This window comes from Methylobacterium sp. PvR107 (genome assembly GCF_017833295.1).
GTDB lineage: Bacteria > Pseudomonadota > Alphaproteobacteria > Rhizobiales > Beijerinckiaceae > Methylobacterium.
This window is the reverse complement of record NZ_JAFIBW010000001.1, coordinates 2370001-2387013: the sequence shown is the minus strand read 5'-3', so window position 1 is coordinate 2387013 and position 17013 is coordinate 2370001. Positions and strand designations below refer to the sequence as shown.

19 protein-coding genes (1 of these 19 only partly in view) are annotated in these 17013 nt (G+C 70.2%); 12 read left to right on the top strand and 7 right to left on the bottom strand.

Annotation, left to right across the window (positions count from 1 at the left end):
• Positions 1-79: 79 nt before the first annotated feature.
• From rnpA to JOE48_RS11145, 4 genes are read left to right on the top strand one after another with little or no spacing between them, the layout of a single operon-like run.
• The gene (gene rnpA / locus JOE48_RS11160) at positions 80-685 is read left to right on the top strand and encodes a ribonuclease P protein component (protein WP_210029821.1); all 606 of its coding nucleotides are present in this window, start codon (positions 80-82) and stop codon (positions 683-685) included.
• Positions 675-2534 (top strand): membrane protein insertase YidC, encoded by a 1860-nt coding sequence (gene yidC, locus JOE48_RS11155; RefSeq protein ID WP_210029820.1) that lies wholly within the window; start codon positions 675-677, stop codon positions 2532-2534. Before rnpA ends, yidC begins: the two co-directional genes overlap by 11 nt.
• Positions 2535-2547: 13 nt before the next feature.
• On the top strand, positions 2548-3201 hold the full coding sequence (gene yihA / locus JOE48_RS11150; protein ID WP_210029819.1) for a ribosome biogenesis GTP-binding protein YihA/YsxC: 654 nt from the start codon (positions 2548-2550) through the stop codon (positions 3199-3201).
• Positions 3198-3581: a DUF423 domain-containing protein gene (locus tag JOE48_RS11145; RefSeq protein WP_210029818.1), complete on the top strand. Its 384-nt coding sequence runs from the start codon at positions 3198-3200 to the stop codon at positions 3579-3581. The genes yihA and JOE48_RS11145 overlap by 4 nt, the downstream gene beginning before the upstream one ends.
• A gap of 124 nt (positions 3582-3705) precedes the next feature.
• On the opposite strand, the gene JOE48_RS11140 is transcribed toward JOE48_RS11145, so the two are convergent.
• Together JOE48_RS11140 and JOE48_RS11135 are read right to left on the bottom strand one after the other, a co-directional pair.
• Positions 3706-4380, bottom strand: coding sequence for a metallophosphoesterase family protein (locus JOE48_RS11140; RefSeq protein WP_210029817.1), 675 nt, complete (start codon positions 4378-4380; stop codon positions 3706-3708).
• Positions 4381-4435: 55 nt separating this feature from the next.
• Positions 4436-5599, bottom strand: a complete 1164-nt coding sequence (locus JOE48_RS11135) for a mandelate racemase/muconate lactonizing enzyme family protein (RefSeq protein WP_210029816.1) — start codon at positions 5597-5599, stop codon at positions 4436-4438.
• 125 nt (positions 5600-5724) lie between these two features.
• Between JOE48_RS11135 and JOE48_RS11130 the strand changes: the two genes are divergently transcribed.
• Complete coding sequence (locus tag JOE48_RS11130; RefSeq protein ID WP_210029815.1) at positions 5725-6645, top strand: LysR family transcriptional regulator; 921 nt, start codon at positions 5725-5727, stop codon at positions 6643-6645.
• Here the strand turns inward: JOE48_RS11130 and JOE48_RS11125 are convergent.
• Entirely contained in the window at positions 6621-7268 is a 648-nt protein-coding gene (locus JOE48_RS11125) for an RraA family protein (protein WP_210035689.1), read from the bottom strand. The two genes, JOE48_RS11130 and JOE48_RS11125, sit on opposite strands and share 25 nt — an antisense overlap.
• A 115-nt stretch (positions 7269-7383) precedes the next feature.
• Positions 7384-7878, bottom strand: a complete 495-nt coding sequence (locus JOE48_RS11120) for a pilus assembly protein N-terminal domain-containing protein (RefSeq protein ID WP_210029814.1) — start codon at positions 7876-7878, stop codon at positions 7384-7386.
• Between the two features lie 300 nt (positions 7879-8178).
• On the opposite strand from JOE48_RS11120, the gene JOE48_RS11115 reads away from it, so the two are divergent.
• From JOE48_RS11115 to JOE48_RS11105, 3 genes are all read left to right on the top strand, one after another.
• Positions 8179-8343 carry a Flp family type IVb pilin gene (locus JOE48_RS11115; RefSeq protein WP_192711496.1) on the top strand — a complete coding sequence of 55 codons (165 nt, stop codon included), beginning with the start codon at positions 8179-8181 and terminating at the stop codon, positions 8341-8343.
• 205 nt (positions 8344-8548) lie between these two features.
• Positions 8549-9097, top strand: a complete 549-nt coding sequence (locus tag JOE48_RS11110; protein ID WP_210029813.1) for a prepilin peptidase — start codon at positions 8549-8551, stop codon at positions 9095-9097.
• 112 nt (positions 9098-9209) lie between these two features.
• On the top strand, positions 9210-9944 hold the full coding sequence (locus JOE48_RS11105; RefSeq protein ID WP_210029812.1) for a M48 family metallopeptidase: 735 nt from the start codon (positions 9210-9212) through the stop codon (positions 9942-9944).
• A gap of 40 nt (positions 9945-9984) precedes the next feature.
• On the opposite strand, the gene JOE48_RS11100 is transcribed toward JOE48_RS11105, so the two are convergent.
• Entirely contained in the window at positions 9985-10359 is a 375-nt protein-coding gene (locus JOE48_RS11100; protein ID WP_210035687.1) for a hypothetical protein, read from the bottom strand.
• A gap of 189 nt (positions 10360-10548) precedes the next feature.
• Between JOE48_RS11100 and JOE48_RS11095 the strand changes: the two genes are divergently transcribed.
• Genes JOE48_RS11095 through JOE48_RS11080 form a run of 4 tightly spaced genes read left to right on the top strand, consistent with a single transcriptional unit; the run spans position 10549 to position 15446 of the window.
• On the top strand, positions 10549-11091 hold the full coding sequence (locus JOE48_RS11095) for an invasion associated locus B family protein (protein ID WP_409518575.1): 543 nt from the start codon (positions 10549-10551) through the stop codon (positions 11089-11091).
• 41 nt (positions 11092-11132) lie between these two features.
• Complete coding sequence (locus JOE48_RS11090) at positions 11133-11804, top strand: hypothetical protein (protein ID WP_245252793.1); 672 nt, start codon at positions 11133-11135, stop codon at positions 11802-11804.
• Entirely contained in the window at positions 11791-13854 is a 2064-nt protein-coding gene (locus tag JOE48_RS11085; RefSeq protein ID WP_210029809.1) for a glycosyltransferase family 2 protein, read from the top strand. The genes JOE48_RS11090 and JOE48_RS11085 overlap by 14 nt, the downstream gene beginning before the upstream one ends.
• A complete protein-coding gene (locus tag JOE48_RS11080; protein ID WP_210029807.1) occupies positions 13851-15446 on the top strand; it encodes a glycosyltransferase in 1596 nt (531 codons plus the stop codon). The genes JOE48_RS11085 and JOE48_RS11080 overlap by 4 nt, the downstream gene beginning before the upstream one ends.
• 6 nt (positions 15447-15452) lie before the next feature.
• Here JOE48_RS11080 and purC read toward each other — a convergent pair whose 3' ends face one another.
• A complete protein-coding gene (gene purC, locus JOE48_RS11075) occupies positions 15453-16247 on the bottom strand; it encodes a phosphoribosylaminoimidazolesuccinocarboxamide synthase (protein WP_210029805.1) in 795 nt (264 codons plus the stop codon).
• Positions 16248-16476: 229 nt separating this feature from the next.
• Positions 16477-17013 carry the 3' portion of an endonuclease III gene (nth, locus tag JOE48_RS11070; RefSeq protein ID WP_210029803.1) on the bottom strand. It continues 132 nt past the right edge of the window, so 537 of the gene's 669 nt are visible here — the last part of the coding sequence; its start codon lies beyond the right edge, outside the window; the stop codon is at positions 16477-16479.

Sequence of the window (17013 nt, the reverse complement as noted above, 5' to 3'; positions counted from 1 at the left end):
GGTCTGATCCTCGCGGGCGCGGACGCCTTCGCGCATCTGCCCCGCGAGGCACGTGGTATCGGCCGGGATCGAACCATCGATGGCGACGATCGAGCGGCTCAGGAAACGACCCGACTTCCTGGCTGCGGCCGAGGGGCGTCGCTTTCATACCGAGCGCATGACCGCGCAGGGGCGCCTCCGGAACCCGGATGCCGGCCCCGGCCTCCGTCTCGGCTTCACCATCACCAAGCGTGTCGGTCACGCGACGGAGCGCAACCGCATCCGGCGCCGCCTGCGCGCGGCCGTCGGGCTGGTCGCGGCCGATCTGCCGGGCGAGCTCGCTGGCCTGCCGGCCGACATCGTGCTGATCGCCCGGCGCCCGGCGCTGGACGCCTCCTTCGAGGCCCTGACCGAGGACCTGCGGCGCGCGATCCCGGCGGTGACCCGCCCGGCGGCACCCCGCGGCGATCGGTCCCCGCACCGCTCTGGCGGCCGGCGAGCCAAGACCACACCTCAGACATCGTCTCTCCAGCGCGATGCGGACCGCGCCTCGGCGCAGCCCGCGCCCTCCGGCGAAGCCGACATCGGCCCGTCGCAGGGGTGCGACAGAGATCCCCGAATCACCGGCGCGCACAGGTCCCCCGGGGCCGGCGCCGGTCCTGAAGTCACTCCGAACGCGTGCGGCGGTGTCCCTGATGGGCAATGACAAGACGAACATGTTCGTGGCCATCGGCCTGTCGCTGCTGGTGCTGCTCGGGTGGCAGTACTTCGTGGCCGGCCCGCGCATGGAGCAGCAGCGGCTGATCGAGGCGCAGAACAAGGCCGCGCAGCAACAGCAGCAGCCCCCGGGCGTGACCCCGGACGGCGTGCCCTCGCCGGCGCCGAAGGAGGGCGGCCCGGCCGCGCCCGCGCCCGGCACCCTGCCGACCGCGCAGGGAGGCCCGGTCTCCCGCGAGGCGGCGCTCGCCCGCTCGCCGCGCATCCGGATCGAGACCCCGGCGCTCTCCGGCTCGATCGCCCTGAAGGGCGGCCGCGTCGACGACGTGTCGCTCAGGAACTACCACGAGACCGTCGATCCCAAGAGCCCCGAGATCGTGCTGTTCTCGCCGGCCGGGAGCGAGACGCCCTACTACGCCGAGTTCGGCTGGGTCGGCGCCAATGCGGGCCCCCTGCCCAACAACGATACCGTCTGGACCAGCGACGGCAAGACGCTCGCGCCCGGCATGCCCGTGACCCTGACCTGGGACAACGGCGCCGGTCTCGTCTTCAAGCGGGTCTTCGCCGTCGACGACAAGTTCATGTTCACGGTCCGCGACGAGGTCGAGAACAAGGGTTCGGGGGCGATCACGCTCTATCCCTACAGCCTCGTCTCCCGCTGGGGTAAGCCGCACACCCAGGGCTACTACGTCCTGCACGAGGGCATGATCGGCTACCTCGGCAACGACGGCCTTCAGGAATTCACCTACGACAAGCTCGCCAAGGAGGGCGCCTACGGTGGCGCCAACACCAAGGGCCGGGCCTGGACCGGCGTGAGCGGCGGCTTCGTGGGCATCACCGACAAGTACTGGGCGGCGGCCGCGATCCCCGATCAGGACGCGCCCTATACCGGCGCCTTCACGGACCGGACCGACGGCACCACCAACGTCTACCAGGCGAGCGTGCGCGGCGACGCCGTGAACCTGGCGGCGGGCGCCTCGGCGACCGCGACGCAGCGGCTGTTCGCGGGCGCCAAGGAAGTCAACCTGATCAACAACTACGAGAAGGACCTCGGCATCAAGCACTTCGATCTCATGATCGACTGGGGCTGGTTCTTCTTCATCACCAAGCCGATGTTCCGGGCGCTGGACTTCTTCTACCATCTGCTCGGCAATTTCGGCGTCTCGATCCTGGTGGTGACCTTCTGCCTGAAGCTGCTGTTCCTGCCGATCGCGAACCGGTCCTACGTGTCCATGGCCAAGATGAAGGCCGTGCAGCCCGAGATGGCCGCCATCCGCGAGCGCTACAAGGATGACCGCCTGAAGGCGCAGCAGGCCACGATGGAGCTGTACAAGAAGGAGAAGATCAATCCGGTCGCCGGCTGCTGGCCGGTGCTGATCCAGATCCCGGTCTTCTTCGCGCTCTACAAGGTGCTGTTCATCACCATCGAGATGCGCCACGCGCCGTTCTTCGGCTGGATCCACGACCTCGCGGCGCCGGATCCGACGAGCATCGTCAACCTGTTCGGCCTGCTGCCCTTCCCGGCGCCCGACTTCGTCCACCTGGGCGTCTGGCCGCTGATCATGGGCGTGACCATGTTCGTGCAGATGAAGATGAACCCCGCGCCGCCGGACCCGGTCCAGGCGCAGATCTTCACCTTCATGCCGATCGTGTTCACCTTCATGCTCGGCTCGTTCCCGGCCGGCCTCGTGATCTACTGGGCCTGGAACAACACCCTGTCGGTGATCCAGCAATACGTCATCATGCGTCGCAACGGCGTGAAGGTGGAGCTGTGGGACAACCTGCGGACCACGTTCCGGCGCGGCAGCGGCACGAAGGCGGCCGCCACCAAGAGCTGACGGGCAAGACACCGTGACCGAGACCAACGACGATGCGGCCGACCTCCTCGAGGCCGGCCGCCTCCTGTTCGCAGGGGCGGCCGACTTCTACGCGGCCACCCAGACCCTCGACCGCCTGCCGCCCATGGAGGGCGTCGAGATCGCCTTCGCTGGCCGCTCGAACGTCGGCAAGTCGAGCCTGATCAACGCGCTGACCGGACGGAATACCCTGGCGCGCACGTCGCACACGCCGGGGCGGACCCAGCAGCTCAACTTCTTCCGGATCGGCGAGCGCCTGTCGCTGGTCGACATGCCCGGCTACGGCTACGCGGCCGTCGAGAAGGCCAAGGTCGAAGCCTGGACACGACTGATCCATGCCTACCTCAAGGGCCGCGCCAGCCTCGCCCGGGTGTTCATGCTGATCGACGCCCGGCACGGGTTCAAGTCGATCGATACCGACGTGCTCGACGGGCTCGACAAGGCCGCGGTGAGCTATCAGGTCGTGCTGACCAAGGGCGATTCCCTCAAGAAGGACGAGGTTGCCAGCCGCATCGCCGGGATCGAGGCGGGGCTCGCCAAGCGTCCGGCTGCCTACCCGCAGGTGATCCTCACCTCGAGCCGGGACGATTCCGGCGTGCCGGAGCTGCGGGCGGCCATCGCCAAGCTTCTGGTGGAGCGCGGCGCGTGAGGCTTTCGGGCCTCGACCGCACGCTGGCGGCGCTCGCCTGCCTCGCGGGTCTCGTCGGCGTGGCGCTGAGCGCCGCCGCCGCGCATATCCCCGGGGCGGATTCGCTGAAGACGGCGGCGCAGTTCCTGCTGTTCCACGCCCCCGCCATTCTGGCGCTCGTCGGCTTCGGGGCCGCAGGTCTCGCCCGGGCCGGCCTCGCGCGCGCCGCGGCGGGGCTTCTGGTCCTCGGGCTGGTCCTGTTCTGCGGCGACCTCGCGGTGCGCACGTGGCTCCAGCACCCGCTCTTCCCGATGGCCGCGCCCACCGGCGGCTTCGCCCTGATGGGCGGCTGGCTCGTCGGGATCCTGGGCGCCCTGGTGCCGGCCCGACCCGGAGCCTGACATTCTGGCTGGCGGCTTGAGCGCCTCCGTTCTTGCGAGCGCAGCGAAGCCATCCAGCCGGCTCCGCTCTGATCGGTTCCCGCTGCCCTGGGGTGCTTCGCTGCGCTCGCGCGGACGTTGCGCCTCAGCCTGCCCGAACCTGCAGGAATCTCAGCGCGGGCCCCTGCGCGTCGGAGAAGACCCCCGCGGTGAGCGCCCCGCCATAGACCGCGGCAGTGTCGAGGTTGGTGCGGAACCGGCGGACTTCGGGACGCCCGTTCCGCTGGGGCGTGTGGCCATGGACCACGTGGCGTCCGAAATCGTGGTCCTCCTCCAGAAACGGCTCGCGGATCCAGAGGCGGTTGTGATCGTCCGGGTCCGGGATCTCGGCGCCGGGCCGGAAGCCGGCATGGACGTACCACCGGGCGTCATCCCCGTGGAAGGTCGGCAGCGTCTCCAGCCAGTCGAGGGTGTCGCGCGGCAGATCGCCCGCCTCCCGTGCGCCGAACGAGGCGAGCGTCGCCTCGCCGCCGTTGTAGAGCCAGTGTTCCGCCGCCAGGGGCGTCTGCAGGGCGTCGAGCAGCATCCGCTCATGATTGCCCATCAGGCAGACGACCCGGTCGGGCTCGGCCCAGTTCAACCGGCTGACGGTGCGGAGAACTGCGGCGCTGTCCGGGCCACGGTCGATATAGTCCCCGAGGAAAACCAAGCGATGAGGGCGGTCGCCGGCATGGTCGGTGATCCGCTCCAGCAAGGCGTCGAGGAGGGCGGCGCAGCCGTGGACGTCGCCGATCGCGTAGGTAAGGGAGCCGGAATCCATGGCATCATCGTCCACCGGGGCGCCGCGCTTCGCAAGATCGCCCTGTGCCGGCGGGCTACACAGCCAAAGCGCGCATCACCGCGATCAGGTCCGCCTTGCCCTCGAATCCGATGCCCGGCAATTCCGGCATGGTGATGTGGCCGTCCTCGACCCGGACGCCGTCCGGGAAGCCGCCATAGGGCTGGAACAGGTCCGGATAGCTCTCGTTGCCGCCGAGCCCGAGGCCGGCCGCGATGTTGAGCGACATCTGGTGCCCGCCATGCGGGATGCAGCGGGACGGTGACCAGCCGAACTCGGCCAGCACGTCGAGGGTGCGCAGGTACTCCACCAGCCCGTACGCCAGGGCGCAGTCGAATTGCAGCCAGTCGCGGTCGGGGCGCATGTTGCCGTAGCGCAGGAGATTGCGTGCATCCTGATGCGAGAACAGGTTCTCGCCGGTGGCCATCGGCCCGGGATAGAAGGGCGCGAGCGCCGCCTGGAGCGCGTAGTCGAGGGGGTCGCCCGCCTCCTCGTACCAGAACAGCGGATAGTCCCGGAGCATCCGGGCATACGCGATGGCAGTCTCGAGATCGAACCGGCCGTTGGCGTCCACCGCGAGGCGGCCCCGGTTCTCGATCTCGGCGAGCACGGCCTCGATCCGGCGCCGATCCTCGTCGATCGGCGCGCCTCCGATCTTCATCTTCACGACATTGTAGCCGCGGTCGAGGTAGCCGCGCATCTCGGCGCGCAGGGCGGAATCGTCCTTGCCGGGATAGTAGTAGCCGCCCGCCGCGTAGACGAAGACGCGCGGGTTGGCCGTGACGCCATTCCGCTCCGCAAGCATCCGGAACAGCGGCTTGCCGGCGATCTTGGCCGCCGCGTCCCAGATCGCCATGTCGAGGGTGCCCACCGCCACCGAGCGCTCGCCATGGCCGCCGGGCTTCTCGTTGCGCATCATCGCGGCCCAGATCCGGTGCGGATCGAGGTTGTCGCCCGCCTCCGTCAGGAGGCTTTCCGGACCGGCCTCCAGGATCCGATCGCGAAAGCGTTCGCGGATCAGGCCGCCCTGGCCGTAGCGGCCGTTGGAGTTGAAGCCGTAGCCGACGACTCGGCGCCCGTCTCGGACCACGTCGGTCACCACCGCCACGAGGCTCGTGGTCATCTTCGAGAAGTCGATGTAGGCGTTGCGGATCGGCGAGGCGATCGGCTTGGTGACCTCGCGGACGTCGATGATGCGCATGGCTTTCTCCTCGCAGGGCGGCGATCGGCGCCTTAGCCCCGGTCATGGCCGGCAGGCCAATGCCGATTTCGGGTCGCGCGATGCGCGGGCGGCATCGGCCGTGCGCCACCACCAGGGAGTCCCGCATGGACCTGGACTGGCTGAGGGATTTTCTGGCGCTGGCTGAGCACAGGACCTTCTCGCGCGCCGCGGAGGCCCGGCACGTGACGCAGCCGGCCTTCAGCCGGCGGATCCGCGCCCTGGAGGTCTGGATCGGGACGCCCCTTTTCCTGCGGGGCGCACAGGGCGCGATTCTGACGCGCGCCGGTGACCGGTTCCGGCCGGAGGCGGAGGATCTGGTCCGCGGGCTGGAGCGGGCCCGCCGGGAGACCCGGGCGGCCGGCGAACGCGCGGGGGCAAGCCTCGCCATTGCCGCCACTCACGCCCTGTCCTTCACCTTCTTCCCCGCCTGGATCCGGGGCTGCGTGCAGTTCGAGGCGCTCGGCGCGCTGAACCTGATCTCGGACAGCATGGAGGCCTGCGAGGCGATCATGCTGGCCGGCGAGGTGCAGTTCCTTCTCTGCCACCACCGCGCCGATGCCCAGACCCGCCTCGACGACGGTCGGTTCGAATCCGTGCGCGTCGGTGCGGATAGCCTCGTCCCGCTCTGCGCGCCGAGCGACGGCGGCGCCCCGCTCTGGCCGCTCGCGGTGCCGGGCCGTCCGGCACGCCATCTCGCCTATGGAAGCGCCTCGGGCCTCGGCCGCATCCTGGCGGCGACCGGCATCGCGGGCGACCGCGAGGCGGTCTTCACCTCGCACCTCGCGGCGACGCTGATGACCATGGCCCGCGAGGGCTACGGCGTCGCGTGGCTGCCGCTGACGCTCGCCGAGGGCGCCCTAAAGCAAGGCCAGCTCGTCAGAGCCGGGCCCGATAGCCTGGACGTGCCGGTCGAGATCCGACTGTTCCGCTCGCCCGAGAGCCGGAGCGTCGCCGCCGACGCGCTGTGGCAGCGGCTCACCGGTGGCGGGACCGACCGAACTCAGCCCTTCGCAACCCGGGCGTAGCGGCCGTCGTACTGACCGGCCCGGATCAGCGCGAGAACCTCTGCCTCGCGGGCCGCCTGGGCGCGCACGTCTTCAAGCAGCGTCGGCGCAACAGCGGGCGGGAAGGTCACGACGCCGTCCGCATCGCCGATCACCACGTCGCCCGGATTCACGGTCCAGCCGCCGACGCAGACGGGCCCATTGAGCGCGCCGGGTCCGGTCTTGAACGGGCCGCGCGGGGTCGCGGCGCGGGCGTAGCAGGGGAAAGCGCCGTCGGCGAAGGATTCGGTGTCGCGCACCGCGCCGTCGACCACGAACCCCGCCACGCCGCGGCTCTCGGCGATCGCCTTCATGATGTCGCCCACGAGCGCCCGGCTTGTGTCGCCACCGCCGTCGACCACGATCACGTCGCCGGGCCGGACCTCCTCCAGCGCCTGATGGATGGCGAGGTTGTCGCCCGCCCGGACGCGCACCGTGAAGGCCGTGCCGGCCAGCCGCGCGCGTCCGTGGAAGGCGCGCAGGCCCGCAAGGACCGGCATCCGGTCGAGGCAGTCGCTGATGGTCGCGGTCGGAACGTCGTCGAAGGCCGCGAGCAGCGCGGGATCGACGGAGGGCGGTGGCGGATTGCGTGAGATGACGGTCATCATCGGCCCGGACAGATTCCTGCCGCCGCGGCCGTTGGGACCAGGACGGGTCATAAGAGGACCCGGCGATCCTGCCTCAGGACGGGCAAGGTGTCGCGCGCGAAATCCGGGCTCGTCAGTGATCGGCGGCCGGCACCGCCCCGCCTCCGCTCGTCGCAAGCTTGCGGCGGGCATCGGCCTGGCCGCTGGTCGCCCCGAAGAAGTTGGCGGAATCGCCGAGCTGGACCGAGGGCTGGCAATTCGGCGTGCAGGACAGGGATTCCCGCTCGAGCCCGCGCTGGACCGTGATCGTCGAATCCCGCGACGCTTCGACCCGGATCGTGGTCTCGGCGATCATCGACCCCGCATTGTCGAGGGCGATGAGGTTTGTCGATCCGAAGCTCTTGCCGGTCAGCACGAGGACGCCGTTCTTCTGGGGCGTGACTTCCGCGATGATCGGGTTGCCGACGATGACCGTCGACGTCTTCTCGGGCAGGCGGATGACCTTGGCATTGTCCACCAGGATGGTCACGACCGGCAGGGGCTCGGGCTGGCCGGCGGCCGCGGCGGCGCCCGTCATCAGGCAGAGGATGAGGCCGGTTCGGCCCGCATGCGACAGAGTGCAGCGCATCGAAAGTCCTCGGGAAAGGGCCGGCGGAGTCCGAGACGCCGCCGCATCGCGTGAAGATACGGCGCACCGGTGAAGGAAGCGCTAAGCAAGATCGGACGCGCGGCGCGTCGGGCATCGAGGAAACCCAACCTTCACCAAGCTCGCATTCGGTCGGCCTGATCGAACCCGACGCAATCGATTTAACCGATTTTCAAGGCGTATTTGGCAGTCTGTGCAGGCCGCCGATCGAGACCTGAAAACTCTTCATCGGTCATCGCGCAAGCAATTAGTCGCACTGTGTTGATCGAAGGATCTCTCCTCATGAAGACCCTGTTCTCGCGCTTCGCTTCTGACGAGTCCGGCGCCACCGCCATCGAGTACGGCATGATCGCCGCCCTGATCGCGGTCGTCATCATCGCCGCGCTGAAGACCCTGGGTAACAACCTCGGCAACAAGTTCAACCAGATCTCCACGAACATGAACTGATCGCGACCTCGACGGCCACGATCTGCGGCAGGTCCGAGACTCCCTTGCTGTCGATGGACAGACGGGGATGTCTCGACCGGCCGTCGCGGCCGTTGGTCCAGGTCCGAATGCGCGCGGCGGTCGGCTGAGCCCGACTCCGGACGCGTGGGATCGATCCACCGCAGCAAGCAATCACAAGGTTGGTCCCGCGATGATCGGCGCAGGCATGGCAAGTTCCGTGGCGGGTTCGGGGATTGCGGGTCTCGGACTCGCGGGCTTCGGATTGCTGGTGCTGTTCCCGTTCCTGATGGCCTATGCCGCGGCGAGCGATCTTCTGACGATGCTGATCCCGAACCGCATCTCCCTTGCCCTCGTCGCCGGTTTTGCGGTCTTGGCCCTGACGGGGCCGATGACATGGGCCGAGATCGGCTTCCATCTCGGTGCCGGGGCGGCCGTGCTCGTGGCCACGTTCACGCTGTTCGCCTTCGGAATCATCGGCGGCGGCGATGCCAAGCTGGCGGCCGCCACGGCCCTGTGGCTCGGCTTCGACGGCCTCGGTGACTATCTCCTCATCGCCTCGGTCTTCGGGGGAGCCTTGACCCTGGGCATCCTGTTCGCGCGGTCGCACCCGCTGCCCGGCCGGATCGCCCGCATGCCGTTTGCCCTGCATCTGCACGACGCCAAGACCGGCATTCCCTACGGCATCGCCCTGGCGGCTGCCGCCCTGCTCGTCCTGCCCGAGACCGAGGTGTGGACCCGGGCGCTGGCGGCCTGAAGCGGCGGGACGTCGCCGGACCAGCTCGCCTTCCTTGCGCGCACTGCAGTGCCGCGAGAATTCCGCGGCTCGAGATCTGGAGCCTCGGTCCCGGTCCGGATAAAAGTCGCGGATGCCCCTCGCGCTGCTGCGTCGCCCTGATCCGGAACACCTCGAGGTCGAGCACGAGGGGGCGAGCCTCCACATCGCGCTCCGTCGGCGCCCGTCCGCGCGCCGCATCACCCTCCGGGTCTCGGCCGCCACCGGCGAGGTGGTGATCACCCTGCCCAGTCGGACCGCCGTGAACACCGCGCAGCGTTTCGCCGCGAGCCATGCCGGTTGGATCGCCGCGCGGCTGGCGCGCGTGCCTGCGCGCGTGCTCTTCGAACCGGGTGCCGATGTGCCCCTGCGCGGCGAGGCGCACCGCGTCTGCCTGCGCGACACCCGCAGCGGCGCGGTGCGCGTCGCGCGCGAGAACGACGCGCCGGTGATCTCGGTCTCCTGCGACCCGGCCCATGTGGCGCGCCGGATCCGGGACTTCCTCACCCGGGAAGCGCGGCGCGACCTCGCGGAGGCGATCGAGCGCTACGCACCGCGTCTCGGGCAGCGGCCGGTCCGCATGACCCTGCGCGACACCCGCAGCCGCTGGGGATCCTGCACGGCGCGCGGCGAGCTGAATTTCTCCTGGCGGCTGATCCTGGCACCGCCAATGGTGCTCGATTACCTCGTCGCCCACGAGATGGCGCATCTGCGCGAGATGAACCATTCGCCGCGGTTCTGGGCGCTCCTGAGTGACCTCTGTCCGAACGTCGAGGCCGCCGAAGCGTGGCTCAAGCGCAACGGCAGCGACCTGCACCGATACGGCTGAGCGACCGGACGGGCCGTCGTCAGCCGCGTGCCGGACGTGGTCAGCCTTTGGCGCGCAGCACGCGCTGGCGGACCACGACATCGGCCGGCCATGTCGGCCGCGGATCGACCTCGCCGGGCATGAGCGTGCGCGGGGCGACGCTGTCGCAGATCTCGCGCTGGCGGATGATCACCGGGTTGCCGAATGCGTCCCGTCGGCGGATCACGCCGCCGTCCCGGCAGAAGCCGGCGATCGCCGCATGGCCGTTGCGGCGGCCGTACGGGTTCGCGGCGACCGGCGGATGCTCGATCACCAGCGTGTCGCTGCGGTTGAGCGAGCGCTCGACATAGGTGGTCTCGTCGACCGGCAGGGACTGGGCCCCGGCCTGCGCGAGGGGGGCCATCAGGCAGGCGGCCGAGAGGGCGAGCAGGCGCATCACGAGTTCAGGATCCGGCGCTGGAGGACTGACCCGGATTTATCTAGGCCGGGATAGTCCGCCCGGATAGCGTCGAGGCGCAACACCGCGCCCGCATCGCTTGACAGCGCGGGTCCGGCCATGGTCGGAACACGCCCGATTGTACGGCTCCCGCCGGTCCTCGGCCGGAGCGTTCCGAAGGGATCGTCGGTGCCGCTTCACGCGAGGCTCGTTCGTTTCCGGCGTGCCGCTCGGCGCGCCGCGCTGCCGGTCTTCCTCGCCCTCGTCGCGGCAGCGCTTGCGCCCGCGGGGCCCGCGGCCGCCCAGGGCATGGTGCGCAAGACCTTCGAGGACTGGCAGCTGCGCTGCGAGACTCCGGCCGGCGCCAAGGCCGAGCAATGCGCCCTGGTGCAGTACCTGGCCGCCGAGGATCGCCCGAACCTGACCCTCGTGGTCATCGTCCTGAAGACGGCGGACAACCGGGGCTATCTCCTCCGCGTGGTCGCGCCGCTCGGCGTCCTGCTGCCCTCGGGCCTCGGCCTGAAGATCGACCAGACCGATATCGGCCGGGCCGGGTTCGTCCGCTGCCTGACCACCGGCTGCGTCGCCGAGGTCGTGATGGACGACGGGCTGATCCGCCAGTTCAAGAACGGTTCGCAGGCCACCTTCATCGTGTTCCAGACGCCCGAAGAAGGCGTCGGCATTCCGCTTTCGATGAAAGGCTTCGCGGCCGGGTTCGACAGCCTGAAATGACGATGCCGGTCGGGAGCCGCGGGATGTTCGGATATTGGGACATGTCTCTGGAGCAGCCCACGACGTCGCCGCGTCGTGTGCCGGTATCCCGCTCAGCCGCGGCTCTGGGCCTCGGCGGATTCCTGCTGATTGCCGCGCTGGCCCCGGCTCCGGCCCGCGCCGAGGAAGGCAACATATTTTCCAACCTGCTCAAGTTCGGGGGCACCACGGTGCCGCCGTCGCAGGCTGAGAGCCTTGATCCGGCCTATTGCCCGCCCGTGGAGGTCGCCGAGGGCGGCGCGGCGTTCCGGACTCTCGCGGGGGATGCGGTGCGCACCCAGTTCTCCCTTGGCCGCCTGGCCCGCGAATGCAAGCGGCGCCAGGACGGTTCGATCACCGTGAAGGTCGGCGTGGAGGTGAACGTGCTGCTCGGCCCGGCGGGGTCGCCCGGCCGCTTCGACGTGCCGGTGACGTTCCAGATCCGCCATGACGGCAAGGTCGTGACCAACCGTGTCGAGCGCGCCAGCGTGACGGTCGGACCCGGCGAGGCGCAGGGCTTCGCCACCATCGTCGCCGACGAACTCGTGGTTCCGGTCGCCCTGACGGCGGATTACGACATCGCGGTCGGCGTCGGCACCGCGAAAGGCGGTGGCGGGAAGACCGCCGCGAAGTCGCGGCGGCGCAAGCCCGCGGTCGCTGCAGCCCCGGATGGCGGAGGCGATGCTGCCCAGTGACGCCGCGGCGCGCCTCGGCGATCCCCTCCACCCATCCTCGACCCTGAGAACGACGGCCATCCGCGGCCGGCTCTGGCTCGGCCGCGAGCGGCAGTTCCGCCTTGAGCCGACCGACGATCCGGTCTTCGATCGCCGCCTTGTCCTGCCGGACGGCGCTACCGGATGGCTCGTGCTGAGCTACGGAGGCGATTCCGCGCCGGGGCGGCTTCGCCCGATCCTGCGGGTCCAGCGCGGGTCCGGTGGCGTTCCGCAAGACTTCGTCCTCCCGGGGGCGTCCCCCGGCATCGCCCACTGGCTCGGCCTGATCCCGCCGGATGCGACGGAACTCCATTTGTGCGCGGCACCCGACTTCGTTCTGGAACGAGTCGGATCGCGGCGCGAGAGCGCGGTTCTCGCCCAGTGTCTCCTCCGCCGGCCGTGGCGCTTCGTGGGCGCGCTCTACGAGCGGGCGCGGGGTTCCGAACGGCGCTATCGCGACACCCTGCGTGGCGCCTGCGCGGTGACGCCGATGGCGCAGTTTCCGTCCTGGCTCGCGGCACGGGCCCGGCCGGCGCGGATCCCCGTCTCCCGCTTGCGGATCCGCTGCCTCATCCTGGCGCGTCCCGGCGAAGCGACCGCCTTGGCCGCGACGCTCGACGCGCTCCACGCCCAGACGCACCCCGCAGAGGCCCTCTGCGTCGCCTGGGACGGCGACGGCCCCGAGACGCCGGACCCACGGGCTCTCCACCGACGCTGGGACGCGGGCGCATCCGCGGCCGACCTCATCGCCGGCGCCGATGCCCTGTGCCTGCTGCGACCGGGCGACATCCCGGCCCCCGATGCCCTGGCGCTGCTGGCGCAGGCTCTCCCGGGCGCCGATCTCGCCTACGGCGACGCCATCAGCACCGAGGGGACGCCGCGCCTGAAGCCGGACTGGAGCCCGGACCTCGCTCTCGCGACGGGCTATCCGGGGCGGCCTCTTATTCTGTCGCACGCGTTCCTCGTCGCGTCGGCCCCGAGGCCGGTCGGCCTGATGGTGCAGGCTTCTCTCGCCCTGGAGACCGCCGCAGCCGTGGCGCAGGCGCGGGTGGCCCATATCCCGCGCGTCCTCGCACGCACTGTAGATGACCTGCTCGATCCGCCCGCCCGGGCGAGGGCGCTCGCGTCACGCCTGAGAAGCCAGGGCTCACCCGTTTGCGCAGCGTTGCGCGACGGCGCCGTCCGGCTGGACTGGCCCCTGCCGGATCCGGCGCCGAAGGTCAGCGTCGTGATCCCCTCGCGCGACGGGCTCGACCTGATCACGCAGGTCTGCCGCGGCGTCCTGCACGAGACGGCTTATCCATCCCTCGAGTTGATCATCGTCGACAACGGCTCGACCGATCCCGCCGTGCTGGCCCATTACGAGACCCTGCGCGCCGACCCGCGCGTACGTATCCGCATCGATCCGCAGCCCTTCAACTTCGCCGCCATGGTCAATGCCGGCGTCGCCGAAGCCTCGGGCGCGGTGATCGTGCTGCTCAACAACGACGTGGCGGTGCTCGAGCCCGGCTGGCTGGAGGCGATGGTCCGGCAGGCCTGCCGCCCCGAGGTCGGCGCCGTGGGCGCGAAGCTCCTGTACGGCGACGGCTCCCTGCAGCATGCCGGCGTCGTCGTCGGCCTCGGCGGCCGGGCCGGGCACATCCTGCGCCGCCGTCCGGGCGACACGCCGGGCCATCTCGGACGAATGCGCGTCGCGCATGAGGTGTCCGCCGTGACGGCCGCCTGCCTCGCCGTCGCGCGGGAGAAGTACCTGGCGGTGGGCGGCTTCGACGCCGAGGCCTTTGCGGTCGACTTCAACGACGTCGATTTCTGCCTGCGGCTCGGCGCCGCCGGCTGGAAGACGGTCTGGACGCCGGACGCGACCCTCGCCCATCTCGAATCCGTCAGCCGCGGACCTTCCGTCGGCGCGAAGCGCGCGCGCTTCGAAGAGGAGGCGGCCCGCTTCTCCGAGCGCTGGCGCGCCGTGATCCGCCACGATCCGTTCTACCACCCCGCCCTGTCGCTCACGACCTTCGGCGAGGATCTGGAATGAGGCCGGAGCGCCCCGGCCCTGGCGGCGATCGGCACCTCGGAACCCCGCGCCGATCCTGGCGCCGGCTGGCCGCCGCCCTGGGCGTGCTCCTGAGCCGGCCGCGGGACACCACCGCGATCGCGGCGGCCCGGTTGACCGGCAAGCGCCTGCGGGCCCGTCAGAGTCTCGCATCGCTCATCGGGATCGATCACCGGCTCGCGCTCTCGCCACGCATCCTGGACCGCTTTCGGCCCGCATCGGAGGACCTGAGCCGCGCGTTCCGCCTGATCGGCGACGGCCGGCTCGTTGCCGGTGCTGCGGACCGGATCGAGGCTGTGTTCGCCGCCCATCCGGACCTTCAAGCCCTCTACGGTGATGCGCTCATCCAGGATCGGCCCGATGGCCCGGTGCTGCCGCTGCTGCCGCCGGTCTTCGATGCCGACCGGCTGACGGCCTTCGACTATCTGGGCCCCGTCCTGGCCTGTCGGAACACCGCTCTCGATCCGCGCGTCGACCCCGTCGGCCCGGCCGAGGCGGCGTTCCGCATCGCGGAGCGGTTCGGCCCGGGCGCGGTCGGCCATCTTCCGGAGATCATCTCGGTCCGGCGCTCGGCAGGGGAGGGGGAGCAGAATGCCCATGACGCGGTGGTGCGCGGTCATCTCGACCGGACCGGCCGCGCCGAAACCGGCATCGTGCTCGGGTCGGACGGACTGGTGCGGGTGCTGAGCCCGCTCCCCGATCCGCGGCCGCTCGCCAGCGTCATCGTCCCGACCCGCGACCGCCTCGACCTCCTGCGCCCCTGTCTCGACAGCCTGCGGCGTTGCACCGACTGGTCCCCTCTCGAGATCCTGGTCTGTGACAACGACAGCCGTGAACCGGAGACCCTGGCCTATCTGCGCAGTCTGGAGGAGGCAGGGCAGGGGCTCGTCGTGCCCTGTCCCGGGCCGTTCAACTTCGCCGCCATGAACAATGCCGCCGCGGCCCGCGCACGCGGCGACCTGCTGGTGTTCGTCAACAACGACGTCGAGGCGTTCCGGTCCGACTGGCTCACGCGCATGGCCCGGGAAGCCCTTCGCCCGGATGTCGGGGCCGTGGGTGCCAAGCTCCTCGACGGCGAGGGCCGGATCCAGCACGGCGGCATCGTGCTCGGCACCGGCGGCCTCGTCACCCATGGCCACCGCCACTTCCCGGGCGACGCCCCCGGCTACCTCGCCGCGTTGCGCGTCACGCACGCGGTTTCGGCGGTTACGGCCGCCTGTTTGGTCGTCGCGGCGGACAAGTTTCGGGCGGTCGGCGGCTTCGACGAGGCGGTCTTCGCCGTTGATTTCAACGACGTCGATCTGTGCCTGCGCCTCAACGCGGCCGGCTTCCGGACGCTGCTGGTCCCCGAGGCGGTCCTGCACCATCGCGAGTCGGCGAGCCGCCGCTGGACCCCGGAGGCCCGCGCCCGCCACGCCCGCGAGATCGCTGCCCTGACAACGCGATGGGGGCCGCTGCTGGCGCAGGACCCCCATTTTCATCCGGGCTTCGACCCGGACCTCTCGACCCATGCCCGGCTGCGGCCGGGCTTTCCGGAGGCGGGGCCGGTTTCCCTGCGCCGCCCGCCCGCCTGAGCGCGCCTACTGGACCAGGCGCGGGCCGCCGCTCTGGACCTTCTCGTTCTCCGACATGATGCCGAGCCGCTTGGCAACCTCGGTATAGGCCTCGATCAGGCCGCCCAGATCCTTGCGGAACCGGTCCTTGTCGAGCTTGTCCGAGGACTTGATGTCCCACAGGCGGCAGGAATCGGGGGAGATCTCGTCGGCGACCACGATGCGCATCATGTCGCCCTCCCAGAGACGGCCGGTCTCCATCTTGAAATCGACCAGCCGGATGCCGACGCCGAGGAAGAGACCCGACAGGAAGTCGTTGACGCGGATCGCCAGCGCCATGATGTCGTCGATCTCCTGGGGCGTCGCCCAGCCGAAGGCCGTGATGTGCTCCTCCGAGACCATCGGGTCGTTCAGTGCGTCGTTCTTGTAGTAGAACTCGATGATCGAGCGCGGCAGCTGGGTGCCTTCCTCCAGGCCCAGCCGCGTGGCCAGCGACCCGGCCGCGACGTTGCGCACCACGACCTCGAGGGGGATGATCTCGACCTCGCGGATCAGCTGCTCGCGCATGTTCAGCCGGCGAATGAAGTGCGTCGGCACGCCGATATCGTTGAGGTGCTGGAAGACGAACTCGGAGATCCGGTTGTTCAGCACGCCCTTGCCGTCGATGACCTCGTGCTTCTTCGCGTTGAAGGCCGTCGCGTCGTCCTTGAAGTGCTGGATGAGCGTGCCGGGCTCCGGACCCTCGTAGAGGACCTTCGCCTTGCCCTCGTAGATGCGACGGCGGCGGTTCATAGGCGTGTACCGTGGTTTGAGGAAGTCCATGGGCCGAGGCTCCTGATGCGCGACGATGGGGAGGATCCGCGGCGCGGCGACCGGATGCGAGGTCGGGTCGCCGGACGGCCTCTGCCCGAGGGCCCCGGCAACCGGCTGTCAAACTAGCCGAAGCGGGCTTCCAGCACAACGCGTTAGCCCGCGGGGCGGGATTGCGCGGGCTGGTCCGCACGTGCCGGGAACCGAGCCTGGGGCCTGTCGGCCGCCCAGGATCGACCCGTCATGCCGCCGTCTTCGAAGGGTAGCGGCAGAGGTCTGCGATCAGGCAGCGCGGGCATTCAGGCTTGCGCGCCTTGCAGGTGTAACGGCCGTGCAGGATCAGCCAGTGATGGGCATGCAGGCGGTAGGGTTCCGGCACGATCGCCTCCAGCCCGGCTTGGACCTTGTCGGTGGTCGCACCGACGAACAGCGGAATCCGATTCGAGACCCGGAAGATATGGGTATCGACGGCGATTCGCGGAACCGCGAAGGCGATGTTCAGCACGACGCTCGCTGTCTTGGCGCCGACCCCGGGCAGCACCTGCAGGGCCTCCAGGCTCGCCGGCACCGCGCCGCCGTGCTCCTCCACGAGGATGCGTGAGAGCGCCACGACGTTCTTCGCCTTGGTGTTGAACAGCCCGATCGTCCGGACAAAGTCGCGGACCCTGTCCTCGCCGAGCGCCAGCATCTTCTCCGGCGTGTCGGCGACGGCGAAGAGCGGGCCGGTGGCGAGGTTGACGCCGCGGTCGGTCGCCTGGGCAGAGAGCACCACGGCCAC

Bases quoted from the DNA above. Each gene is read 5' to 3' on its own strand.
- JOE48_RS11110 (WP_210029813.1), top strand. From the start codon at position 8,549: ATGGCAAGTTCCGTGGCGGGTTCGGGGATTGCGGGTCTCGGACTCGCG.
- JOE48_RS11090 (WP_245252793.1), top strand. From the start codon at position 11,133: ATGTCTCTGGAGCAGCCCACGACGTCGCCGCGTCGTGTGCCGGTATCC.
- JOE48_RS11125 (WP_210035689.1), bottom strand. From the start codon at position 7,268: ATGACCGTCATCTCACGCAATCCGCCACCGCCCTCCGTCGATCCCGCG.
- JOE48_RS11120 (WP_210029814.1), bottom strand. From the start codon at position 7,878: ATGCGCTGCACTCTGTCGCATGCGGGCCGAACCGGCCTCATCCTCTGC.
- JOE48_RS11100 (WP_210035687.1), bottom strand. From the start codon at position 10,359: ATGCGCCTGCTCGCCCTCTCGGCCGCCTGCCTGATGGCCCCCCTCGCG.
- yidC (WP_210029820.1), top strand. From the start codon at position 675: ATGGGCAATGACAAGACGAACATGTTCGTGGCCATCGGCCTGTCGCTG.
- JOE48_RS11115 (WP_192711496.1), top strand. From the start codon at position 8,179: ATGAAGACCCTGTTCTCGCGCTTCGCTTCTGACGAGTCCGGCGCCACC.
- JOE48_RS11130 (WP_210029815.1), top strand. From the start codon at position 5,725: ATGGACCTGGACTGGCTGAGGGATTTTCTGGCGCTGGCTGAGCACAGG.
- purC (WP_210029805.1), bottom strand. From the start codon at position 16,247: ATGGACTTCCTCAAACCACGGTACACGCCTATGAACCGCCGCCGTCGC.
- JOE48_RS11140 (WP_210029817.1), bottom strand. From the start codon at position 4,380: ATGGATTCCGGCTCCCTTACCTACGCGATCGGCGACGTCCACGGCTGC.
- JOE48_RS11135 (WP_210029816.1), bottom strand. From the start codon at position 5,599: ATGCGCATCATCGACGTCCGCGAGGTCACCAAGCCGATCGCCTCGCCG.
- JOE48_RS11105 (WP_210029812.1), top strand. From the start codon at position 9,210: ATGCCCCTCGCGCTGCTGCGTCGCCCTGATCCGGAACACCTCGAGGTC.
- rnpA (WP_210029821.1), top strand. From the start codon at position 80: ATGGCGACGATCGAGCGGCTCAGGAAACGACCCGACTTCCTGGCTGCG.
- JOE48_RS11085 (WP_210029809.1), top strand. From the start codon at position 11,791: ATGCTGCCCAGTGACGCCGCGGCGCGCCTCGGCGATCCCCTCCACCCA.
- JOE48_RS11080 (WP_210029807.1), top strand. From the start codon at position 13,851: ATGAGGCCGGAGCGCCCCGGCCCTGGCGGCGATCGGCACCTCGGAACC.